This is a genomic window from Pantoea sp. CFSAN033090, from assembly GCF_001264395.1.
GTDB lineage: Bacteria > Pseudomonadota > Gammaproteobacteria > Enterobacterales > Enterobacteriaceae > Pantoea > Pantoea agglomerans.
Genome location: NZ_LGYX01000029.1, coordinates 23819 through 46369, shown reverse-complemented (window position 1 = coordinate 46369; position 22551 = coordinate 23819). Strand labels below are relative to the sequence as shown.

At 59.6% G+C, this 22551-nt stretch carries 17 protein-coding genes and 1 pseudogene; 10 read left to right on the top strand and 8 right to left on the bottom strand.

Annotated features, from left to right (window positions below):
- The first annotated feature begins 113 nt into the window (after nt 1–113).
- A complete protein-coding gene (gene leuA / locus AFL22_RS20425) occupies nt 114–1829 on the top strand; it encodes a 2-isopropylmalate synthase (protein WP_052272075.1) in 1716 nt (571 codons plus the stop codon).
- Here the strand turns inward: leuA and AFL22_RS20420 are convergent.
- Together AFL22_RS20420 and AFL22_RS20415 are read right to left on the bottom strand one after the other, a co-directional pair.
- Complete coding sequence (locus tag AFL22_RS20420; RefSeq protein ID WP_010245094.1) at nt 1750–2529, bottom strand: helix-turn-helix transcriptional regulator; 780 nt, start codon at nt 2527–2529, stop codon at nt 1750–1752. The genes leuA and AFL22_RS20420 overlap by 80 nt on opposite strands.
- Nucleotides 2526–3416 (bottom strand): NAD(P)-dependent oxidoreductase, encoded by an 891-nt coding sequence (locus tag AFL22_RS20415; RefSeq protein WP_071785072.1) that lies wholly within the window; start codon nt 3414–3416, stop codon nt 2526–2528. Before AFL22_RS20415 ends, AFL22_RS20420 begins: the two co-directional genes overlap by 4 nt.
- A 165-nt stretch (nt 3417–3581) precedes the next feature.
- Here AFL22_RS20415 and pqqU point away from each other — a divergent pair, with 165 nt between their 5' ends.
- The 3 genes from pqqU (at nt 3582) to AFL22_RS20400 (ending at nt 6928) form a co-directional block, all read left to right on the top strand.
- Nucleotides 3582–5702: a TonB-dependent receptor PqqU gene (gene pqqU, locus AFL22_RS20410; RefSeq protein WP_197276794.1), complete on the top strand. Its 2121-nt coding sequence runs from the start codon at nt 3582–3584 to the stop codon at nt 5700–5702.
- A gap of 91 nt (nt 5703–5793) precedes the next feature.
- Nucleotides 5794–6618 (top strand): RNase A-like domain-containing protein, encoded by an 825-nt coding sequence (locus AFL22_RS20405; protein ID WP_052272074.1) that lies wholly within the window; start codon nt 5794–5796, stop codon nt 6616–6618.
- Nucleotides 6587–6928 (top strand): contact-dependent growth inhibition system immunity protein, encoded by a 342-nt coding sequence (locus tag AFL22_RS20400; protein ID WP_010670106.1) that lies wholly within the window; start codon nt 6587–6589, stop codon nt 6926–6928. The genes AFL22_RS20405 and AFL22_RS20400 overlap by 32 nt, the downstream gene beginning before the upstream one ends.
- 13 nt (nt 6929–6941) lie before the next feature.
- Here the strand turns inward: AFL22_RS20400 and AFL22_RS20395 are convergent, their stop codons facing one another.
- The 3 genes from AFL22_RS20395 to AFL22_RS20385 all read right to left on the bottom strand — a co-directional run bounded on the left by AFL22_RS20395 (nt 6942) and on the right by AFL22_RS20385 (nt 8567).
- On the bottom strand, nt 6942–7502 hold the full coding sequence (locus AFL22_RS20395) for an isochorismatase family protein (protein WP_052272073.1): 561 nt from the start codon (nt 7500–7502) through the stop codon (nt 6942–6944).
- A gap of 15 nt (nt 7503–7517) precedes the next feature.
- The gene (locus tag AFL22_RS20390) at nt 7518–7943 is read right to left on the bottom strand and encodes a MarR family winged helix-turn-helix transcriptional regulator (protein ID WP_010245273.1); all 426 of its coding nucleotides are present in this window, start codon (nt 7941–7943) and stop codon (nt 7518–7520) included.
- 66 nt (nt 7944–8009) lie between these two features.
- Nucleotides 8010–8567, bottom strand: coding sequence for a helix-turn-helix domain-containing protein (locus AFL22_RS20385; protein WP_052272072.1), 558 nt, complete (start codon nt 8565–8567; stop codon nt 8010–8012).
- 84 nt (nt 8568–8651) lie between these two features.
- Between AFL22_RS20385 and AFL22_RS20380 the strand changes: the two genes are divergently transcribed.
- The 4 genes from AFL22_RS20380 (at nt 8652) to AFL22_RS20365 (ending at nt 16726) form a co-directional block, all read left to right on the top strand.
- On the top strand, nt 8652–9863 hold the full coding sequence (locus AFL22_RS20380) for a benzoate/H(+) symporter BenE family transporter (protein ID WP_156311612.1): 1212 nt from the start codon (nt 8652–8654) through the stop codon (nt 9861–9863).
- Between the two features lie 172 nt (nt 9864–10035).
- On the top strand, nt 10036–11397 hold the full coding sequence (locus tag AFL22_RS20375; protein WP_052272070.1) for an SrfA family protein: 1362 nt from the start codon (nt 10036–10038) through the stop codon (nt 11395–11397).
- A gap of 2 nt (nt 11398–11399) precedes the next feature.
- Entirely contained in the window at nt 11400–14363 is a 2964-nt protein-coding gene (locus AFL22_RS20370; RefSeq protein ID WP_052272069.1) for a virulence factor SrfB, read from the top strand.
- On the top strand, nt 14360–16726 hold the full coding sequence (locus AFL22_RS20365; protein ID WP_052272068.1) for a virulence factor SrfC family protein: 2367 nt from the start codon (nt 14360–14362) through the stop codon (nt 16724–16726). The genes AFL22_RS20370 and AFL22_RS20365 overlap by 4 nt, the downstream gene beginning before the upstream one ends.
- Here AFL22_RS20365 and AFL22_RS20360 read toward each other — a convergent pair.
- From AFL22_RS20360 to AFL22_RS20350, 3 genes are all read right to left on the bottom strand, one after another.
- Nucleotides 16723–16986 (bottom strand): barstar family protein, encoded by a 264-nt coding sequence (locus tag AFL22_RS20360; protein WP_010670099.1) that lies wholly within the window; start codon nt 16984–16986, stop codon nt 16723–16725. The genes AFL22_RS20365 and AFL22_RS20360 overlap by 4 nt on opposite strands.
- A gap of 2 nt (nt 16987–16988) precedes the next feature.
- Nucleotides 16989–17423, bottom strand: a complete 435-nt coding sequence (locus AFL22_RS20355) for a ribonuclease domain-containing protein (protein ID WP_052272067.1) — start codon at nt 17421–17423, stop codon at nt 16989–16991.
- 86 nt (nt 17424–17509) lie between these two features.
- Nucleotides 17510–17851: a helix-turn-helix domain-containing protein gene (locus AFL22_RS20350; protein ID WP_009090299.1), complete on the bottom strand. Its 342-nt coding sequence runs from the start codon at nt 17849–17851 to the stop codon at nt 17510–17512.
- Nucleotides 17852–18153: 302 nt separating this feature from the next.
- Here AFL22_RS20350 and AFL22_RS20345 point away from each other — a divergent pair, with 302 nt between their 5' ends.
- Entirely contained in the window at nt 18154–19308 is a 1155-nt protein-coding gene (locus AFL22_RS20345) for an efflux RND transporter periplasmic adaptor subunit (RefSeq protein WP_010245312.1), read from the top strand.
- Between the two features lie 12 nt (nt 19309–19320).
- Nucleotides 19321–22474: pseudogene (gene oqxB, locus AFL22_RS20340) on the top strand (multidrug efflux RND transporter permease subunit OqxB).
- The last annotated feature ends 77 nt before the right edge of the window (nt 22475–22551 follow it).

Sequence of the window (22551 nt, the reverse complement as noted above, 5' to 3'; positions counted from 1 at the left end):
GGTCATGCAGGTCATGCAGGGTATTGTCACTTTTGCGCGTCAGGTTGTCAGCCCTGCGCGCGCGGACCCGGAGGCGTGTCGGCAGACTGGTAAAAAAACCACAGGAGACTCCTATGCTGACCCGACCCGCTGATAAATATCGTCCCTCCCCGCTGATCACCCTGCCCGATCGCCAGTGGCCCTCACGCCAGCTGACCCAGGCGCCGCGCTGGCTCTCCACCGATTTGCGTGACGGCAATCAGGCGCTGGCAGAACCGATGGATCGGGAACGCAAAATGGCCTTCTGGGATCTGCTGCTGCGCTGCGGGTTCCGGGAGATCGAGGTCGCCTTTCCCTCGGCGTCGCAGACCGATTTCGATTTCGTCCGCGACCTGATTGAGCAGCAGCGTATCCCGGAGGATGTGACGTTACAGGTGCTGACTCAGGCGCGTGAGGACCTGATTGCCCGCACGTTTGTGGCGCTGCAGGGCGTCCCGCGCGCCATCGTGCATCTCTATAACGCCACCGCGCCGCTGTTTCGCGAGCGGGTATTTAAGCAGAGCAAAGCGGAAATCGTGGCGCTGGCCACCGCTGGTGCACGGCAGATCCGCGCCGAATGCGAGGCGCAGCCGGAAACCTACTGGACCTTTGAATATTCGCCAGAGACCTTCTGCTTTACCGAGCCGGAGTTTGTGCTGGAGATCTGCGAGGCGGTAGCCGATGTCTGGCAACCGGACGCCCAGCGCCCGATGATCATTAACCTTCCTGCCACGGTAGAGGTGAATACCCCCAACGTTTATGCCGATCAGATTGAGTTTTTCTGCCGTCACTTCAGCCGCCGTGATGCCGTCTGCATCAGCGTGCATCCGCACAACGATCGCGGCACTGGCGTCGCCTGCGCAGAACTGGCGCTGCTGGCAGGCGCTGACCGGGTCGAGGGCTGTCTGTTTGGTAACGGTGAACGCACCGGCAATGTGGACCTGGTGACGCTGGCGCTGAATCTCTATACCCAGGGCGTTTCGCCCCAGCTCGATTTCAGCCAGATGCATGAGGTGATTGAAGTGGTAACCCGCTGCAACCAGCTGCCGGTTCATCCGCGCCATCCCTATGCGGGCGAGCTGGTCTTCACCGCCTTCTCTGGTTCTCATCAGGATGCGATTAAAAAAGGGTTCGCCATCCGCGCCGAACAGCAGGAAACAGAGTGGCAGATGCCATACCTGCCATTGGACCCGGCTGACATTGGCTGCAGCTATGAAGCGGTTATCCGCGTTAACAGCCAGTCGGGAAAAAGCGGGGCCGCCTGGCTGCTGGAGCAGAATCACGGGTTACAAATGCCGCGAGCGCTGCAGCAGGATTTCAGCCGCTGTGTTCAGCAGGAGACTGACCGGCACGGCGGAGAGATGACGCACTACGCGCTGTGGCAGCTCTTCTGCCGCCAGTATGGCGTAACGCAGCCCGCGGTGGCCTTACAGCGGGCTGACAGCCAGAGTGACAGCGGCGGGCAGACGCAGATTAGCGCCAGCGTGGTGTATCAGACGCAATCGCTGATGCTGACCGGCAGCGGCAACGGCTGGCTGTCGGCGGCGGTCAATGCCCTGCGCAGCGCGTTTGATCTGCATCTGACCATTGAGGACTATCATGAGCATACGCTGGGACGACGCAGTGACAGCCGCTCGGTGGCCTATATCAGCTGCGTGGATGCCCGTGGCGCGCGAGCCTGGGGAGTGAGTATCGACAATGACACCGCCCGCGCCGCCCTGCAGGCGCTGCTCAGCGCGGCAGGCCAGTTTCTGCAGGCGGAAAATAGTCAGTCGGAGAGACGCCCAGCAGACGACGAAACATCGCACTAAACGCGCTGGGGCTTTCATAGCCCAGTTCCAGCGCCACCCGCAGCACGGAGTCGCCCTGAGCCAGTCGCGTCAGGGCGATAGCCAGTCGGGCGCGCCGCACCCAGTCGCTGAACTGCAGGCCGGTTTCACGCATAAAATGGCGGGCCAGAGTGCGGCCCGAGACATTCAGGTGGGCGCTGGCCCGCAGCAGCGTCCAGCTCTCACCGGGCGTCTGCTGAATAAGCTCGCACAGCGCCTGTAAACGGGGACTGTCGGGCGTTGGCAGCGCAAAGGGCAGCACATCCATGCCGCGGATTTCATCCAGAATCAACTCCATCACCCGCTCGGCCCGACTGCCTGCGGCGTAACGCTCTGGCAGGCTCAGCGCCGTGACAATCAGCTCGCGCAGCAGCGGTGAGATTTGCACCACCTGACAACTGGCGGGCAGATCGGCGCGCGCCAGCGGATCGATAAACAGCGTGCGCGCCGCCACACTGCCGGTAATCTGCAGCGCATGACGGGTAAATGCGGGCAGCCAGACGCCGCGACTCGGCGGCACAATCCAGCTGCCATACTCCGTCTCTACCCGTACCACGCCGCTCAGGGTGTGGATCAGCTGGGCACAGGCGTGCTGGTGCCAGGGTTCGCTGGCACCGTGCAGGTAATCGTGCGCCAGCGGCACCAGCGGACGCGTGCTGAAGTCAAAATGCTGCTGACTCATTGCGCCTTCAGATAGCGGTAGATCACCGCCAGATCCTCTTCACCGTGTCCGGCCTCCACCGCCTGCTGCCAGAGCTGGGCGATATTCTCCAGCGCCGGCAGCGGCGTCTCTGCGGCATCCAGCGCCAGGCGGGCATCTTTCAGCGCCCAGACCAGATGCATCTGCGGCGTGAAGTCGTCGCTGGCGATCATCCCGAGCTTCATTTTTGCATACGGTGCGGCCAGCGGACCGCCCTCCAGCACCTGCCAGAGATCGTCGGTGGAAAAGCCGAACTGCTCTGCCAGCCGGGTACTCTCCGCCAGGCTTTGCATCATGCCAATCAGCCAGCTGTTGATCACCAGCTTCATCCGGGTGCTTTTTCCCGCCTCGCCCAGCCACTGAGTGCCTTTACTGATGGCAGCAAACACCGCTTCTGCGGCCTGCGCCCGGCTCTGATCGCCGCTGGCCAGCACCAGAATCTGCGCATTCTCTGCTGGCGCTTTGGTGCCGGAGACTGGCGCATCGATCAGTAACAAATCGGGGCGTTTTTCTGCGAAAAAGGCGATCAGCGCGTCGGTTTTTTCTACGCCGATGGTGCCCATCTGGCAGAGCGTCGCGCCCTGCTTAAACGCCTCTTTGACCTGATGCAGCACCTGCTCAGTGGTGTCGCCATCAGACAGCATGGCGATCACGACATCTGCTTCACGCACCGCCTCAGCTGGCGAGTCAGCCAGCTGCAAACCCGCATCCAGCAGATCTTCGCCGCGCGCGCGGGTGCGGTTCCAGCCATGAACGTGAAAGCCTTTTTTCAGCAGGTTTGCGGCAAATGCGTGCCCCATTGCGCCTAATCCCAGAACCGCCACTTCAGGTTGTTTCATGCTGACTCCCGTGAGTTTTTTTGTCTGCATCCGGGTGAATCGGACGCCATATCACTGCAAAAGATGGATTCCAGCCTGGCGGTAAACAGAGAAAAAATCCAGCCCGAAACGATGTACCCCAGCGCATCAAACCCTTACCATATGCGGAAATTGTTCCACCTGGTTCATATCCTCTCTTTTTTCAGGCCACATATAATGAAAATAATCTCTATGCGCCAGGCGACGCTGTTGATGTTGCCTGCCATTTTGCCACTGCCGCTGCTGGCGGCGGATAATGACAATACCCTGGTCGTCACGGCTGCACCGCCGGAAACGGGCCTTAACGAACTCGATACGCCTGCGGCCCTGAGCGTGGTCAGTGGCGACGATATGCGCCAGGCAGCACCGCGCGTTAACCTGTCGGAAAACCTCAGCAGCGTGCCGGGTCTGCAGATCCAGAACAGGCAAAATTACGCACAGGACCTGCAGCTGTCGATGCGTGGCTTTGGCTCCCGCTCAACCTACGGCGTACGCGGGCTGCGCATCTATGTGGATGGCATCCCGGCCACCATGCCGGATGGTCAGGCGCAGACCTCCAATATCGATATCGGCTCGATTGATCATGTTGAGGTACTGCGCGGCCCGTTTTCTGCGCTGTATGGCAACGCTTCGGGTGGCGTAATCAATGTCACTACCCAGCAAGGACAACAGCCGACCACGCTTGAAGCCAGCAGCTGGTATGGCAGTTACGGCAGCTGGCGCAACAGCGTGAAAGCCAGCGGTGCGACCGGTGACGGCAGCCATGCCGGGGATGTTAACTACACCGTCTCCGCCTCACGCTTCACCACTCACGGCTATCGTGATCACAGCGCTGCGCAGAAGAACCTCGGCAACGCCCGACTGGGCGTGCGTATTGATGATGTCAGCACCCTGACGCTGCTGTTTAACAGCGTTCACATTGACGCGCAGGATCCCGGCGGCTTAACCGAGACGCAGTGGCGTGAGAATCCACGTCAGGTGGTCAGCAACGTCCCGCTTTATAACACCCGTAAGACTGTCGATCAGACTCAGGGCGGCCTGCGTTATCAGCGCCAGATGAGTGAAAATGACGACCTCAGCGTGATGCTCTATGCGGGCATGCGCGAAACTACCCAGTTCCAGTCGATCCCCGCAGCCGTGCAGCGCAACCCGTCTCATCCCGGTGGCGTGATCGCCCTGACCCGCCACTATCAGGGCGTCGATACCCGCTGGACCCATCGCGACACGCTGCTGTCTATTCCGGTGGCGCTGACCGGCGGACTCGACTACGAAACCATGACCGAGCGCCGCAAGGGCTATGAAAACTTCACGGTCAGCAACGGGGTGACGCAACTGGGCGAACAGGGCAATCTTCGCCGCAACGAGCGCAACCTGATGTGGACGCTCGATCCCTATCTGCAGACCGCCTGGCAACTGACCGATAAGCTGTCGCTGGATGCGGGTGTGCGGTTCAGCACCGTTAACTTTGACTCTAATGACTTCTATATTCAGCCCGGTAACGGCGACGACAGCGGTGATGCGCGCTATCACAAATGGCTGCCCGCTGCGGCACTGAAGTATGCCTTTGACCCAGGCTGGAACGCGTGGATCTCCGCCGGTCGCGGCTTTGAAACCCCGACCATTAATGAGCTCTCTTACCGTTCAGACGGCGCGACCGGTCTGAATCTGGGGCTGAAACCGGCCACCAGCGATACGCTGGAGATTGGCAGCAAGAAACGCATCGGCAATGGCCTGATCAGCGCGGCTTTGTTCCAGACCGATACCCAGGATGAGATTGTGGCGGATGCCAGCAGTGGCGGACGCACTACCTATAAAAATGCCGGTCAGACCCGCCGTCGCGGTCTGGAGTTAAGCCTGGATCAGCAGTTTGCCTGGGACTGGCGGCTGAAGATGGCCTACACCCTGCTGGATGCGCGCTATCGCAGCAACGCCTGCGGTAGTGACAGCTGTGACGGCAACCGCATTCCCGGCATCGCCCGTAACATGGCTTACGCCGGACTCGGTTACCTGCCTGAACAGGGCTTTTATGCAGGCAGTGAGGTGCGTTATCTGAGCCAGATCGCCGCTGAAGATCAGAACAGCGTGAACACCCCGTCCTACACCGTGGCAGCGGTTAACAGTGGCTATAAGTGGCTGGTTGAGAACTGGACACTGGATCTGTTTGGCCGGGTCGATAACCTGTTTGACCGGCACTATGTGGGTTCAGTGATTGTGAATGAGAGTAATGGTCGCTATTTCGAATCCGCGCCGGGCCGCAATTACAGCGTCGGTTTAACGCTGGGTTACGCCTTCCGCTAAAACAATTCGGGCCACGGCTGTGGTGGCCCGGATATTACCTTCACACGCGAATCAGGCGCGCGAATTGAATTTCTTTTAAGGATTGATTGTTATGGACAACGAGCTACAAATTGCAATGTCTCCGGTACATCTTGCTGCGGTGCTTTCCGATAAGTCAGTTACTGAATCCGAGGGAATGAGCAACCGTCTTATGGGTGGTCTTGACCTGCTCATGGGTAGTCTGGAGTTGGCTGGTGCAACCGCATTGTGTATGGCTCCCGAACCCACCGGGATAATCAAGGCAGCATGTATTGTCGTTGGTGCTCACAGTATGGATAGCATTAATGCTGCAGCTAACCGGGTGCTGACCGGCCAGAATACCCGAACTGCCACCTACCAGACGGCTGTTGCTCTCGCAAAGAAATTTGGCGCTGACGACACAGCAGCATGGAATATCGGTCTGGCCATAGATGTGGGTGTTCCAGCTGCCTTTGGACTTACTGTTAGTGCAGCCCGTGTTGTATACGTCCGGGCGGGTACGTTTAAAATTACTGAGCATGAGGCTGTCAGCTCAGTCAGGGCTGGCGGCCACACCATTGCTAAGCACGTCGCAATTTCTGATAATGATTTACTCGCCAGGCTGGCCCTCAGCCCAAATATGCACTCAGTATCATCATATTATTCAGTTCAGATTGCAGAAAAAGCGATCAGCTCAGCCCTGAAAGCTAACCGACTACGGATCATTCATTGGGCGAACTGGGGGAATAACGCCAGTCCTCTGGAACTGGTATATCGTAGCAGGGCTGCTGTGGGTTATGGATTCAGGCAGGGTAAAGCGGCAAAAGAAACCTGTTACTCTGTGCGAGTGGTGCTGCTTAAGCAAACTTATAACGGGAAACCTTACTATGTTCTCACGTCTTATCCGTGGATGGGGTGATAAACCCGAGAAACAATACCCGGCGCTAACCGGCATGTTAAGAGTATTTTTAAGCTGCCACCATGACGACTTTGGCAATACCCTCGAAGAAATGCTTCAGAGCTATATTGATCATGACATGCCTGTTATCGAAGCGCGGAATGAAATAAACATCCTGCTTCAGAATGAGGATGATGATTTGAATGTCATTATGTCAGCGATTGCTGGTGAAGAGTTTCGTCCGGCCCCCTGGGGAGAAACGTGGCGCAGTTTTTTGATAAGAGCTGTGGCTGCCCTCAACGGGCCACCGTCGCGGTGGCCCGACGCTTAACGTCACACGCCAATCAGTCGCGCGAATTCAGCTGCGCCTTAATATCCTCACAGCTGCCGGTTTCACCCAGGCGCGGGAAGATCAGGTTCACGCTATTGTTGTGCGTATCCAGGTTGAGATCGGTCATCGCATCGGTCGCCAGCGTGACGTTGTAACCCAGCTCATACGCCTGTCGTGCGGTGGATTCCACGCCGATGCTGGTCGCGATACCACAAATCACTACCTGAGTAATGCCGCGCTTTTGCAGCTCATCGTGCAACGCCGTGGCGTGAAACGCACCCCAGGTTTTCTTGGTGACCGTAAGGTCATTTTGCTGTGGGGTCATCGCCGGAACCAGCGTGGCCCAGTCGGCGGGCAATTCGCCGCTGTGACGTGCCTGCTCATTGCGGCCCGGCGCCCCACCAGCCACGTTAACCAGCACAACCGGCAGATCGTGCTCGCGAAACGCCTCAGCCAGTCCGGCACAGCGTTCGATCACCGGCTGCGGTTCATGAACCAGCGGCAGCGCCACAATGCCATGTTGCAGGTCGATAACAATCAGCGCAGTTTTTGCATCAAGTGTGGTTACAGCCATGTTGAATCCTCAGATTTAATAGTCAGTGAGTCGTTGCAGCAGAGGGAGAACGTCGGTCAGTTGCTGCTGTTCTGCCGGACTCAGTCGCGCTTCCAGCGTCCGGACCAGCCAGTCATCGCGCATCGCGCGACTCGACGTAATCACCGCCAGGCTGGACGTCGTGGGAAGATAGCGGGTTTTACGGCCATCATGGGGATCCGGCTCGCCCGTCACCAGTTCCGCCGCCAGTAACCCGGCGACGGTCGCGCCCATTGACTGGGTGCGTACGCCCTCGGCCGCCGCTAGTTGCGTTACCGTCATCGCCCCATCGCGAACCAGATGACCCAGCACCGCGACCTGAGACCAGGTCAATTCACCAGGCGGTGCTGACTCGCGCAACCGGCGGCCCAGCTTGCCCACCAGCATGCGCAGCATTGCAGCGGATTCAGTCAGATCGCTCATTACACGTCTCCATCGATAAGCGAAAGTATAAAGATACGAAGGTAAACTGTGTAGTTTGCTCAGGTATCAATTTGTAACGTCCGGGCGCTGCAGATAGTGGATCAGACTGTGGAAGCGCAGCGGCGTGCTGAGCGGGTTACGGTAGCTGTGCAGCACATCGGCCCTGAACTGGAACGCCTCCCCGGCGAGCAGACGTCGCCAGAGGTCACCGACGCCCAGCAATAGTTCGCCCTCGATGACCACCACCTGCTCCACACAGCCCGCTTCATGGGGCGAAGAATGACTCTGCGCGCCCGCTGCCAACTCCACCGCCAGCAGATCAAAACGCAGTTGCGGATCGTAAGGCAGCAGCGACCGTACCGACATGTCGGCATTGGGCTGACTGAATGCAGGCGCGGCGCCTGAAGGCAACACGCTGCCGTCGATAAAAAAGGAAAAGGGAACGTTGAAACCGGTGGCAATCTTCCACAGCGTCGCCACGGTGGGACTCGATTCGCCGCGCTCAATCTGGCCCAGCATCGCTTTACTGACGCCGGTTCGCTCCGCCGTCAGCGTCAGGCTCCAGCCATTGGCCTGCCGCAACTGTCTGAGAGCGCTGCTCAGGTGTTGCTGAAAATCCGCCATTTTTTCTCCTGCTTTCTCGTCATCCTGGTGAGTGACGTTATGGCAATAGTGTAACACTTGTGCGTTATAGCGCATCATGCGACCATGTGCGCTATAACGCACAACCTCATAAAGAGTCTGACCATGACGAGAGCGGAACCTCCCCGTTTTACCCTGCCGATGCTGGTCTCCGGCTTCGTGGCTGTGCTGGTGGGCTACAGCAGCAGTGGCGCGATTATCTATCAGATGTTTCAGGCGGCGGGCGCCACGCCCGCGCAGATTGGCGGCTGGCTGTCGGTGCTGGGCATCGCGCTGGGGATCGCCTCGCTGGGCCTGTCACTGCGCTACCGCATGCCGGTGCTGGCTGCCTGGTCAACGCCCGGCGCTGCGCTGCTGGCGACCAGTTTTCACGGCATTTCGCTGAATGAGGCGGTAGGCGTCTTTGTTTTCGCCAATCTGCTGATCGTATTGTGCGGCGTCACCGGCCTGTTTGCCCGGCTGATGAACTACATTCCCGCCTCACTGGCAGCGGCGATGCTGGCAGGTATTCTGCTGCGCTTCGGGCTGCAGACCTTTGCCGATTTGCAAAGTAACTTTGTACTGTGCGGCAGCATGTGCCTGGCCTGGCTGCTGGCCCGCCGCTGGCTGGCCCGCTATGCAATTCTGGTCACGCTGCTGGTAGGTTTTGCCGTCGCGCTGGCACAGCACGCCATCCACTTTCCGCCGCAGCCGATTAGGCTGGCAATGCCGGAAGTCGTGATGCCGCACTTTACCCTCACCACGCTGCTGGGGATCGGCGTGCCCTATTTCCTGGTGACGATGGCGTCGCAGAACGCCCCCGGCATCGCCACGCTACAGGCGCACGGCTACCGTCCACCCGTCTCTTCACTGATGAGCTGGACCGGATTAATTGCGCTGCTGCTGTCGCCGTTAGGGGGTTTTTCGGTCTGCGTGGCGGCGATTACGGCGGCCATCTGCATGAGCGATGAGGTCGACCCAAATCCTCAGCAACGCTGGCGCGCGGCGGCGCTGGCGGGGATCTTCTATCTGCTGGCGGGCGCGTCCGGTGCGCTGATCGCCGTGCTGTTCAGTGCCCTGCCTGCGGTGCTGATTGAGGCGCTGGCGGGTCTGGCACTCCTTGCCACACTGGGTGGCAGCCTCCACCGCGCACTGGATCTGCCTGCCGAACGCGACAGCGCGCTGATCACCTTTCTGATCACCGCATCCGGCGTTTCGCTGCTGGGCATTGGTCCGGCCTTCTGGGGACTGGCGGGCGGCGTCATCGCCCACCTGCTGCTGGTGCGCAAATCCGGCTGATTGCGTCATACTCTCTGAAATAGCGGTGGTTTTTCCGTCAGCCGGTGAAAAAAACAGTGGATTTACCCCCTTTTTCTGCCGTTTGATTTGTCATTGCCCCGCGTAAAATCAACCCAATCGTCGATAACACGCGATTTTCTGCCTCAGACAACGACCGATAAGGGCCCAACAGGTGGCAAAAACTTTTCTGCGCAGCGGTAATTTAGATGCAGTTCTGGCGTTAGGTGAAAATGGCCAGCCGGTCTACGCCTCAGCATTGCAAATTCGTGAAACCCTGCGCCTGCGCCGTCAGAGCGCACTGGCAGATTGCCTGGCCATTCCTCAGGCCAATGAACGGGGCGATCGCCTCGACTGGTATGCCCCTTTTAGCGGCCGGGTCAAATCCTGGCTGGGTGCCAGCGATCATGAACGTCGCGCGGCGCTGCAACAGCTCACCGCCTGTCAGCAGGATATGCAGGATCTCAGTACGCGCGCGCGCGCAGCTGAGAACCCATCAATGCGGCTGTTTGGTGCGCTGCTGAGCAAAACCCTGCAATTCCCCGACCAGCAGTATGTCTATCTGGTTGATGGCAAACCGGTCATCACCTTCTGGGGCTTTGTCGATGCCCAGGCGCGCAGCCGCGATGACGCGCTGGCCTGCCTGCGTGACACGCTGGAAGAGAACCTGCCAGTGGCGCTGGTTGAACCGCTGCCTGAGCTGCCTGCCGCGCCGGTCATCGCTGAACCAGAGATAATCACTGAGCCCGAACCTGAACCTGTGGCTGAACCGCTGCCGGTTGCGGCACCCGTTGAAGCTCAGCCGGCGACGCCTGTAGCGGCTCGCCGCCGTTTCCGCGTCTGGTATCTGTTACCGCCGGTGGCGATTGCTGCTGCCGTGACGGTGGCCGTGTTGCTGCATCGTTCTGAACCCGTAAAAACACCGGTTGCCACTGCGAAGCCAGCGTCAGCCCCGGCGACGGTATCCACTCCGGCCCCTGCTGCGACTCCGGCACCGGTTGCGGCGACACCGTCTGTCACGCCACCTGCAGAGCAGGCAGCACCGGAAAAACTCCCTGAATCGCAGCCGCAGAAACCGGCCAACACCACCACCGATACCGCACCGGCAGACGCATCTGCTACCCTTGCCACAACGGTGACGGCGCCGGTTCCGGCCAAACCCGATGACCTGATCGTGACGCCGGATGCGGTGCGCGATGGCCAGGTTAGGGTGATTGATGGCCGCTGGCGTGTCACTATCGACCAGATGCCGACGCCAACCGGTAAGCCTCCAGTGATGCGCTTCCAGTTTAAAAACGGCAAAGGCAGCGTGCAGATCGCCCAGGGCAATACCACCTGTAAAGCGGATGTCAGCGCGGCCATGACCAGCGCCGGTAACCTGGTGATTGAGAGCCGCTACACGGCGAAGTGCCAGAACAATTCGCGCTACCGTATGCCGCTGCTGGTCTGCCATGCGAGTATCGGTGCCGCAGTGTGTGAAGCGCAGTATGCTGATGACCGGGTCTTCCCGATGACGATTAAGCGTGAGAGTAAATAACGATGCTGGCTCCCCTGATCGATGACAAACAAAAAATTTCGCTGATTGAAAACAGCGGCGTGCAGTTTCTGGATTTCGGCCTGCAACTCTCAGATACCCCTGCGCGCCGCCAGTTTGTGCGCCAGACCGCCAACGGCCCGCTGCTGCGCCTGAACGTCGATGGCAACAGCGGTAAGTTCCTGCTCTATCCGGAAGATGGCGGCGCTGCGGAAGTGGTGCGCCCGGAGTCTGATATCGCGCTGGCGGACTCGCTCTCTCTGCTGTCAGCCTGCTGGCTGCCGCTGCCGATGCTGCGCTGTGCCAGCGGACGTCGTTTTATCGGCGGTCCTGAAAACTGGGCGCGGATGCGTCTGGTTGCGCTGCCCGCGCCCGATGCAGCAGGCAATACCCATCGCGTCAGCCTGGCCTTTGATACCCGCTGCGTGGCGGAACAGGATGGCGGTGAACAGCTCGGCCTCAGCACGGCTGATGCTCAGAACGGTGTGACTTTTGCGCTCGCCTGGCACAACTACGAGCTGGGTGATTTTCTTGACCTGACCTGGGTTGACGGCTGGCTGCGCGAATCCTTTACCGACCGCGTCTCCGATCGCCGCGAACAGGCGATTAATCAGGCGCTGCGCGAGTTTGAGTATCAGGCGCACTACCTCAATCTGCTGGAGCTGCTGGGCGAACAGCTCGACCTCAGCGAGATCCATATTCAGGCCGCCACGCTGCAGACCCCGGCGGTCAACGTCGATATCATTCTGGATGTCGGTAACTCCCATACCTGCGGCATTCTGGTGGAAGATCACCCGGAAGAGAGCAACGGCCTGAAGCAGACCTATGAGCTGCAGCTGCGCGATCTGTCGCAGCCGCATCAGGTTTACAACGAGCTGTTTGATAGCCGTCTGGAGTTTGCCGAGACCCGTTTTGGCAAAGCGAACTTCTCGCTGGAGAGCGGTCGTGAGCAGGCCTTTATGTGGCCTTCTCTGACGCGCGTCGGCCGTGAAGCGAGCCGTCTGGCACTGCAGCGTGTGGGACTGGAAGGCAGCACCGGCCTCTCCAGCCCGCGTCGTTATCTGTGGGATGAGGCGCGCTATCAGCCAGGCTGGCGTTTTAACACGCCCGGCGAACAGGCTGAACCGCTGGCCTATGCCGCGCCCTTTACCACCCTGCTCAACGACGAAGGCCAGCCGCTCTCGACGCTGGCACCGGACGATCGTCTGCCGGTCTTTTCTCCGCACTACAGCCGCAGTTCGCTGATGACCTTTATGCTGTGTGAGCTGCTGGCTCAGGCGCTGATGCAGATGAACAGCGCGGCACAGCGTCAGCGGATGCCACAGAGCCACGCGCCACGTCAGCTGCGCCATGTGATCCTGACGCTGCCGTCAGCGATGCCGAAGCCGGAGCGTGAAATTTTCCGCCGCCGGATGCAGGAAGCGCTGGCGCTGGTCTGGAAAGCGGAAGGCTGGCTGGCTGACGAAGATGACCTTTCACCATCACTGCCACGTCAGAACCCGAAACCGCTGCCGGATGTGCAGATGGAGTGGGATGAAGCGACCTGTGGTCAGATGGTCTGGCTGTTTAATGAAACCCAGGTCAACTTTGCCGGTCGTGCCGAAGACTTTTTCAGCAGCATGGCCCGTCCGGATCGCCCGCGCGATGCTGACGAACTGCCAGGCAAGAGCCTGCGCATCGCCTCGATTGATATCGGCGGCGGCACTACTGACCTCGCCATCACCCAGTATCGTCTGGATGATGGTCAGGGCAACAACGTCAAAATCACGCCGCGACTGCTGTTCCGCGAAGGCTTTAAAGTCGCGGGCGACGATATCCTGCTGGATGTGATTCAGCTGTGGATTTTACCGGCGCTGCAGCAGCATCTGCAGAAAGCGGGCCTGACGCTGGCGGAACCGCTGATGAACAAGCTGTTTGGTCACGACAGCCGCATGGACGGTCAGGCCACGCTGCGTCAGCAGATCACCTTACAACTGTTTATTCCGCTGGCGCAGGCGGTACTGGAACGCTACGAAAACTGGGATCCGCTGGAGAGCCACGCGGAGATCAACGCACTGTTTGGCGAGCTGGTCGATCAGCCGCCGGGCGAAGCGGTACTGGCCTTCGTCAACGGCGAGATTCAGCGCGAGCTGGGCGGTAACAGCCGCTTTGACCTGCTGCAGGTACCGCTGGTGGTGAGCCTGTCACAGCTGCACGGTGAATTTATGCAGCACCGGATGGCGATTATCCCGGCGCTGCGTTCAATGTGTGAAGTGGTGTCGCTCTATCAGTGTGACGTGCTGCTGCTGACCGGTCGCCCGTCGCGCTTCCCGGGCATTCAGGCGCTGGTGCGTCATCTGCAACCGCTGCCGGGCAGCCGTATACTGTCGCTGGAAGGCTATCACACCAGCGACTGGTATCCGTTTAACAAACATGGCCGCATCGACAACCCGAAATCGACCGCGGCGGTCGGCGCGATGCTCTGCCTGCTGGCGCTGGATCTGCGCCTCAGCAGCTTCTGGTTCCGCGCAGGCGATTTTGAACCCTACTCGACGATTCGCTATCTTGGCATGCTCGACGAAAACCAGGCGCTGACGGACGAGAACCTCTGCTACAGCGAAATTGACCTCGACGATCCCGGCTATGTGCTGGATAAAAAGCGCAGTTTCCGTATTCGCGGCAACGTCTGTCTCGGCTTCCGCCAGCTTGATAACGATCGCTGGCCCGCCTCGCCGCTCTATAGCCTGACGCTGAACGACGCCACCCTGGCGCGTAAAGTGGCCGGTGAGAGCGTGCTGCGCATCCGGCTGGCGGTAAAAGCCGGACCCGACGCGTCCGGCCCGGAAAGTCTGGTGCTGAGCGATGCCCGTCTGGATGATGGCACCCGCGTGCCGCTGGAGCAGTTGAGTCTTAAGCTGAATACCCTGTCGGCGACCGGCAATGCCAATGCGCAATACTGGATTGACAGCGGGAGCGTGTGTAAACGATGAAAGCCCTGAAACCCCGTCAGCCGCAAACGCTGGCAAAACGTCTTGGCCTGTTGCAGGACGCCCTGAATAACAGTCTGGCCTGGATTGAGAGCAGCCGTGAGCAGTCGCCGCGTCTGGCGCTGGAAGCAGAAACCCTGACGCTGCAACTGCGCCAGGCGCGCGTGCAGACTCAGGCGCTGGCGCAGCAGGTGGCGCGTCCGGTGACGCTGGCGCTGTTTGGCCAGTCGCAGGCGGGTAAGGCCTGGCTGCTGAACGAAATGGTGGCCGATGCACAGGGCCAGTTAGTGACCCGCATGGGTGATAAACTACTGAACTGGTTTCAGCATATCAATCCCGGCAACCTCGATTTTGCTACCGCCACCCGTTTCAGCCATCAGCGCGAGCCGCTCTCAAACGAGTGGCCGGTTGAACTGATGCTGCTGAGTGAAGCGGAGATCGTACGGCTGATGGTCGCCTGTGCCGGCGCGACAACGCCCGATACCGCACAGATCGACAGCGCACTGCAGCGCCTGCAGCGTCATCGTCTCGCCACGCCGCTGGCGGGTCTGGAAGGCGATGCGCTGGTAACACTCTGGTCCTGGTGCCGTCGCCGTGCGCACCACGATGCGCGGCTTGATCGTCATTTCTGGCCGCAGGCGGTTGAGCTGGCGCCCTGGCTCAGCGTTGACGACCGGGTACAGCTTTTTTCACTGCTGTGGCCTGGTCAGCCTGAACTGAATGAGATGCTGCGCACCCTGCTGCATCTGCGTCACCAGCTGCGTAACAGCAGCCGGGTGCTCGCCCCGCTGAGCCTGCTGACCGACACATCACTGCTGCCGGCCGAGCAGCTGATTGTTCCGGCCAGTGAGCAGGATCAGCAGCAGCTGGTGGAAGTCTGCCCGCTGAATGGTAACCGCATCGGTAAGGCGCAGAACGTGCCGCTGGGATTACTGGCGCTGCTGACGCTGGAAGTGCTGGTCCCGCTAAGTTCCACACCGCGAACCGCGCTCTATGATGATGCTGATATGCTGGAACTGCCCGCGCCAGGCCAGTCCGGTGACGCGGCAACCCAGGAAGATCGTCAGCGCCTGCAGCAGCAGGATCCGCTGCGTGCCCAACTGCTGGAACAGAAACGTGCCCTGCTGCCCGGTTTTTACGCCGCGCGTCAGGCAATTGATCTGCTGCTGGTCTGTACCGCAGCCAGCCAGCGTCAGGATGCCGACCTCGCCAGCGAAACGCTGCGCGAATGGCAGCGTCAGCAGCCCGCACAGGAATCTGCAGAGAAACCGCGCCTGATCTGGGCGATTACCCCTTTCGATGCCCGCCATCAGCAGGTCAATGTGGATGAAGCGGTGCAGCGTCAGATGGGACAGCCCGGTCAGCACTGGGGGTCGATGCTGGCACTGGATCGCGCGGGCGTCGACCGCATGGCGAGCTGGTTGCAGGATGAGATGCAGCCGGAAGCGCGCCGCGACATGCTGCTGGCTCAACTGGCGCAGATTCAGCATACCGTGGTGGAGCGGCGTCTGCTGCCCTGGACCGAAGCGGGTGCCAGCCCGGAACAGGCGGCACGCAAACAGAATATCGCCGATACGCTACTGAAGTGTTTACAGCATCGGACCGGCCTGCATGGCGAGCTGCTGGAACGCCTGCAGCCGCCGCGTGAGGCGCTGCGTCAGCTGTGGCTCAATCAGTCCGCCTTACAAGGCAGCAAACCGGCCAGTATTCAGGCCCCGGAAAATCAGTTCGGTATCGGGTTTGAATTTGACCTGTTCAGTGAGAGCCCGGCTGAAGCGCCGGTTCAGCCGCGTCAGAGTCTGCAGAGCGCGCAGCAGTATCCGCGTCAGGTGCTGCTGCTGTGGCTGGATCATCTGCGTCAGCTGCCGGAAAACCGCAGCCTGCTGGCGTTGCTGAACGTGGATAAGCCAACGATGGAGTGGCTGGTTGAAGAGCTGATCACGGCCGGGTTCCGCACCGATATCGCGCAAAAGCTGCAGCAGGCGCTGCATGAGCCCGATACGCAGAGCGTCAGCCATGAATCACGCGCGGATCGTCAGGTGACGCGGGCGATGACGGTGCTGGGGGATTTTGTGGCCTGGCTCGGCTTTTTACAGCGTCCTGAAAATGAACGCCCTGCCAGCCGCGTTAACCGGGGTCAGGTGATTTTCTCGCGGCCTCCGGCTCCCAGCGTCAGCTTCAGTTCCGGCCAGCGTCTGACCAGACTCTCTGCCGCCCCGGCCAACCACACGGCCTACTATATCTACGACTGGCTGGTGGGGCTGAACCAGGTCATCATTGAGAACAATGGTTACACTGGCGGCGGCGATCTGCCGCTGGCAGCCCGTGAAGCGCTGGTTGCGCTGCTCAAGCCGCTACGCGCTTAATCAATGATCAGGCGCAGTTCGCCCTCCAGCGACTGCGCCGCCTCTTCCAGCAGCGCCAGCACCGGCGCTAAATCGGCCTGATGCGCGGCATAGTGCTGCAACCACATTGTCGCAGGCAGCGCCATCCCGCCCGTCAGCCAGTCCCATAACGCATCCAGATTATGTCCGAAGGTCTGCGGACAGCCGCTCTGCTCAGCAAACTGCTGATAAAACGCCGCGCGCGTGGTGAGCTGACGCAGGTCAAAGGTCAGATTAAGCATGATCAGGGCACCTGCCTGAAACTGCGGTAGTGATCGGTGGAGAGAAACACCAGCCCGTCAGAGGAGTAGACCAGGCGATCGGCATCGCGATGCCCGCAGCGATAATTCACATCCGCTTCATACCACTGACGGCCCGCACGCCCGGGCAGACGCTTCTCACGGTTCGTAAAGCGATCGCCGCCGATGGCTCTGCCTGGCAACACGTCACACAGGTTGCCTTTAGCCGGATTCCAGCCACGCTTGCGCGCGTCGTTTTTGGTGAGGTAGTAGTCCGGCAGTTGCTGATGCTGCAGCACCCAGCGCGCCACGGTATGGGCGTCAGTCAGGGTGGCGATATCCGCCTGGGCAGGGGCTGAAACGGAATTCAGATAGGGTTTAAGGCCGTAGAAACAGGCCGCGAGGACGAGAAAAAGTCCAATCCAGAGTTTTTTTGACATGATGGCATCCGTGACGACAGGACGCAGATGATACCAGTTTTGCGCGCAGAGAAAAGCGCGGGCCAGACAAGCTGGCCCTGGCGAGGTTATGCTGCGTGCGAATCCCCGCTGTGCCGACGCCATGCACCCGGCGCGACGCCATACTGGCGTTTGAAGCTGCGGTTAAAGGATTGCTGGGAGTCGAAACCTAACGAGATAGCCACATTAAGAATTGGTTCATCAGTGCTGGTCAGGCGGTCGGCTGATTTCTTCAGCTTCTTAACCCGGATGTATTCACCCAGTGGATAACCGGTGTGCTCTTTAAACATGCGCTGCAGGTGCCATTTGGAGTAGCCCGCGCGCTCTGAAACGGTATCCAGATCCAGACGTGCTTCGATGTTGTTATCAATCCAGTCGATTAAATCGTGAATAAAAGCATCACTCATCATTCCAGTCTCTCCTGTCGCCGTGGCGAAAAGTATTAGTATCAGTTGCAGTTACACTTAAGGGTGGCTGACTATGCCATTTAATGCAAGTTTTATTAGTACATTAAATGCCGCACTATTTGTGTGGTTTTAGCTAAGTTGTTCAGGCTTTCATCGCCCTGCCCTAAACCGCACATAAAGTGTATCTGTTATTCTTGCAGTTGCCAGCCACGCAAGCCTACACTCACCGCGATTAATTGCAATCTTAAAAGTTGCAAATATTGGCCTGCAGGCCGCCTGTTTATATCTATCGCGGAATAACAACAATGATTACGAACCGGGTTCGTCAGGGTTTAACCCTCTTAGGGATGGTACTGCTCATCACGCAACTGAGCGGCTGCGATAAAGGTGTGGCGCAAAACGCCGCTCCCCCGCCGCCTGAAGTGAGTGCCGCACCCGTGCTGATCAAACCGGTCAGTCAATGGGACAATTTCAATGGCCGGGTTGAAGCGGTGCAGAGCGTGCAGTTGCGTCCGCGCGTCTCTGGCTACATTGATGCCGTTAACTATCGTGAAGGCGATGAGGTCAGAAAAGGTCAGGTACTGTTTACCATTGATGACCGGAGTTACCGCGCGGCGCTGGAGCAGGCCAAAGCGGAACTGGCCCGGGCGCGCAGTCAGGCGAGTCTGGCCCGCAGCGAATCGGGCCGCAGCGAGAAGCTGATCGGCACGCAGGCGATTTCCCGCGAAGCGTGGGAGCAGCGTCGTTCTGCCGCCAGTCAGGCGCAGGCGGATGTGCTGGCCGCAGAGGCCGCGGTCGATATGGCGCAGCTGAACCTCGACTTCACCCGCGTTACCGCGCCGATTGATGGCCGCGCCAGCCGGGCGATGATCACCGCCGGTAACCTGGTGACCGCCGGCGACAGCGCCAGTGTGTTAACCACGCTGGTGTCGCAGCAGCAGATGTATGTCTATTTCGATGTCGATGAGAACACCTTCCTTAACTATCAGGCGATGGCGCGTCAGGGCCAGCAGCGCCATGCGCTGCCGGTTGAGATTGCGCTGGTCGGCGAACAGGGTTTCCCGCACCAGGGCAAAATTGACTTTCTGGATAACCAGCTGACCGCCAGCACCGGCACCATTCGTATGCGCGCCCTGCTCGACAATCAACAGCGTCAGTTTACGCCTGGCCTGTTTGCCCGCGTGCGTCTGCCCGGCAGCGCGCAGTTCGAGGCGGTGCTGATCGATGATAAAGCGGTATTGACCGACCAGGATCGCAAATATGTCTACGTGGTGGATGGCGAAGGTAAAGCGCAGCGGCGCGATATCCAGCCTGGCGCGATGGTGGATGGTTTGCGCATCGTTAAATCGGGTCTGCAATCCGGCGACAAGGTCATCATCGCCGGTCTGCAAAAAGTATTTATGCCCGGCATGCCGGTCACTGCTCAGCCGGTCGCCATGCGTGCGGCAGCCGCTCAATAACCCGAGGCCGATATGGACTTTTCCCGCTTTTTTATCGACCGGCCCATTTTTGCTGCGGTGCTGTCGATCCTGATTTTTGTGACCGGGGTGATTGCCATCCCGCTGCTGCCAGTCAGTGAATATCCCGACGTGGTGCCACCCAGCGTGCAGGTGCGCGCCGAGTATCCAGGCGCTAACCCGAAAGTGATTGCGGATTCCGTGGCGACGCCGCTGGAAGAGGCAATCAACGGCGTCGAAAACATGATGTACATGAAGTCAGTGGCCGGTTCTGACGGCGTGCTGGTGACCACCGTCACCTTCCGTCCAGGCACCGATCCTGATCAGGCGCAGGTGCAGGTGCAGAACCGCGTAGCGCAGGCGGAAGCCCGTCTGCCGGAAGATGTGCGTCGGCTGGGGATCACCACCCAGAAGATGTCGCCGACCCTGACGCTGGTCGTCCACATGTTCTCACCGAACAATACCTACGATTCGCTCTACCTGCGTAACTACGCCACCCTCAAGGTAAAAGATGAGCTGGCCCGCCTGCCGGGTGTGGGGCAGATCCAGATTTTCTGGCGCAGGCGAGTATGCGATGCGCGTCTGGCTTGATCCCAATAAAGTGGCGGCGCGTGGTCTGACCGCCTCTGACGTGGTAACGGCGATGCAGGAGCAGAACGTGCAGGTCTCTGCCGGTCAGCTGGGTGCCGAGCCGCTGAAAAAACAGAGCGATTTTCTGCTGTCAATCAACACCCAGGGACGACTGGAGAGCGAGCAGCAGTTTGGCGATATCATCCTGAAAACCTCGGAAGATGGTTCGCTGGTGCGGCTGCGTGATGTGGCGCGGATTGAGATGGGCTCGGGCAGCTATGCCCTGCGCTCGCAGCTGAATAACAAAGATGCGGTTGGTATCGGCATCTTCCAGGCGCCTGGCGCCAACGCCATCGACCTCTCCAATGCGGTTCGCGCCAAAATGGATGAGCTGGCGACCCGCTTCCCCAACGACGTGAAATGGGCCGCGCCTTACGATCCGACGGTGTTTGTCCGCGACTCCATTAAAGCCGTGGTGCAGACCCTGCTGGAAGCGGTCATTCTGGTCGTGCTGGTGGTGATTCTGTTCCTCCAGACCTGGCGTGCCTCGATCATTCCCCTGCTGGCGGTGCCGGTTTCGATAGTCGGTACCTTTAGCGTGCTCTATCTGCTTGGCTTCTCGCTGAATACGCTGAGCCTGTTCGGGCTGGTGCTGGCGATTGGTATCGTGGTGGATGACGCCATTGTGGTGGTGGAGAACGTCGAACGTAACATTGAGATGGGGCTGTCGCCGCGCGCCGCTGCACATCAGGCGATGCGTGAGGTCTCCGGGCCGATCATCGCCATTGCGCTGGTGCTGTGCGCGGTGTTTGTGCCGATGGCGTTTCTCTCTGGCGTCACCGGGCAGTTCTACAAGCAGTTCGCCACTACCATCGCCATCTCTACAGTGATCTCTGCCATTAACTCGCTGACGCTCTCGCCTGCGCTGGCGGCGATGCTGCTGAAAGATCATAACGCGCCGAAAGACCGGCTGACGCGGATCATTGATGCGCTGTTTGGCTGGCTGTTCCGGCCGTTTAACCGCTTCTTCCAGCGCAGTGCCCATGGTTATGAATCGCTGGTGGGCCGTACGCTGCGTCGCCGTGGCGCCGTGTTTGGCGTCTATATTCTGCTGCTGGCAGGTGCCGGATTTATGTTCCACACCGTGCCGGGTGGATTTATTCCGACGCAGGATAAGCTCTACCTGATTGGTGGCGTGAAGATGCCGGAAGGTTCCTCTCTGGCGCGCACGGATGCAGTGATTCGTAAGATGAGCGAAATCGGTATGCAGACCGAAGGCGTCGCCTATGCGGTAGCGTTCCCTGGCCTGAATGCATTGCAGTTCACCAATACGCCGAACAGCGGCACGGTGTTCTTCGGTCTGAAGCCGTTTAATGAGCGCAAACATACGGCGGCGGAGATCAACGCTGAGATCAATGCGAAGATCGCGCAAATCCAGCAGGGCTTTGGCTTCTCGATTATGCCACCGCCGATTCTGGGACTGGGCCAGGGCTCGGGCTATTCGCTCTATGTGCAGGACCGGGCGGGTCTGGGTTATGGCGCACTGCAGACGGCGATTAATACGCTGTCGGGCAGCATCATGCAGACGCCAGGGATGCACTTCCCCATCTCCTCTTATCAGGCCAACGTTCCGCAGCTTGATGTGAAGGTAGACCGGGATAAAGCCAAAGCGCAGGGAGTATCGCTGACCGCGCTGTTCAGCACGCTCCAGACCTATCTTGGCTCGTCGTATGTGAATGACTTTAACCGCTTTGGCCGCACCTGGCGGGTGATGGCGCAGGCTGACGGGGATTTCCGCGACAGCATCGAAGATATCGCTAACCTGCGTACCCGAAACGATCGTGGTGAGATGGTGCCGATTGGCAGCATGGTCAACATTACCACCACCTACGGTCCCGACCCGGTGATCCGCTATAACGGCTATCCGGCGGCGGATTTGATTGGTGATGCCGACCCACGCGTGCTCTCCTCGGCGCAGGCGATGAGTCAGCTGGAAGCGATGTCCGGTCAGCTATTGCCAAACGGCATGAACATCGAGTGGACCGATCTGAGTTATCAGCAGTCAACGCAGGGCAATACCGCGCTGATTGTCTTCCCGATGGCCGTGTTGCTGGCGTTCCTGGTGCTGGCCGCGCTGTATGAGAGCTGGACGCTGCCGCTGGCGGTGATCCTGATTGTGCCGATGACCATGCTCTCTGCGCTGTTTGGCGTCTGGCTGACTGGCGGTGACAACAACGTCTTCGTGCAGGTCGGACTGGTGGTGCTGATGGGGCTCGCCTGTAAGAACGCGATTCTGATCGTCGAGTTTGCGCGGGAGCTGGAGATTCAGGGCAAAGGGATTGTGGAAGCGGCGCTGGAAGCGTGTCGCCTGCGTCTGCGTCCGATTGTAATGACCTCCATCGCCTTTATCGCCGGTACAATACCGCTGATTCTGGGTGAAGGCGCGGGTGCAGAGGTCCGCGGCGTTACCGGTATTACGGTCTTCTCCGGCATGCTCGGCGTGACGCTGTTCGGCCTGTTCCTGACGCCGGTGTTCTACGTCGCCCTGCGCAAGCTGGTGACGCGCCGGTCAGGTAGTGCATCGTCCGTGACGGCGTAAACCGTAAAAGTTAAAAGGGGCGACCATATGATCGCCCCTTTTTTTGCCTGTGATTCACAGATGCCGGCAGATTCTGC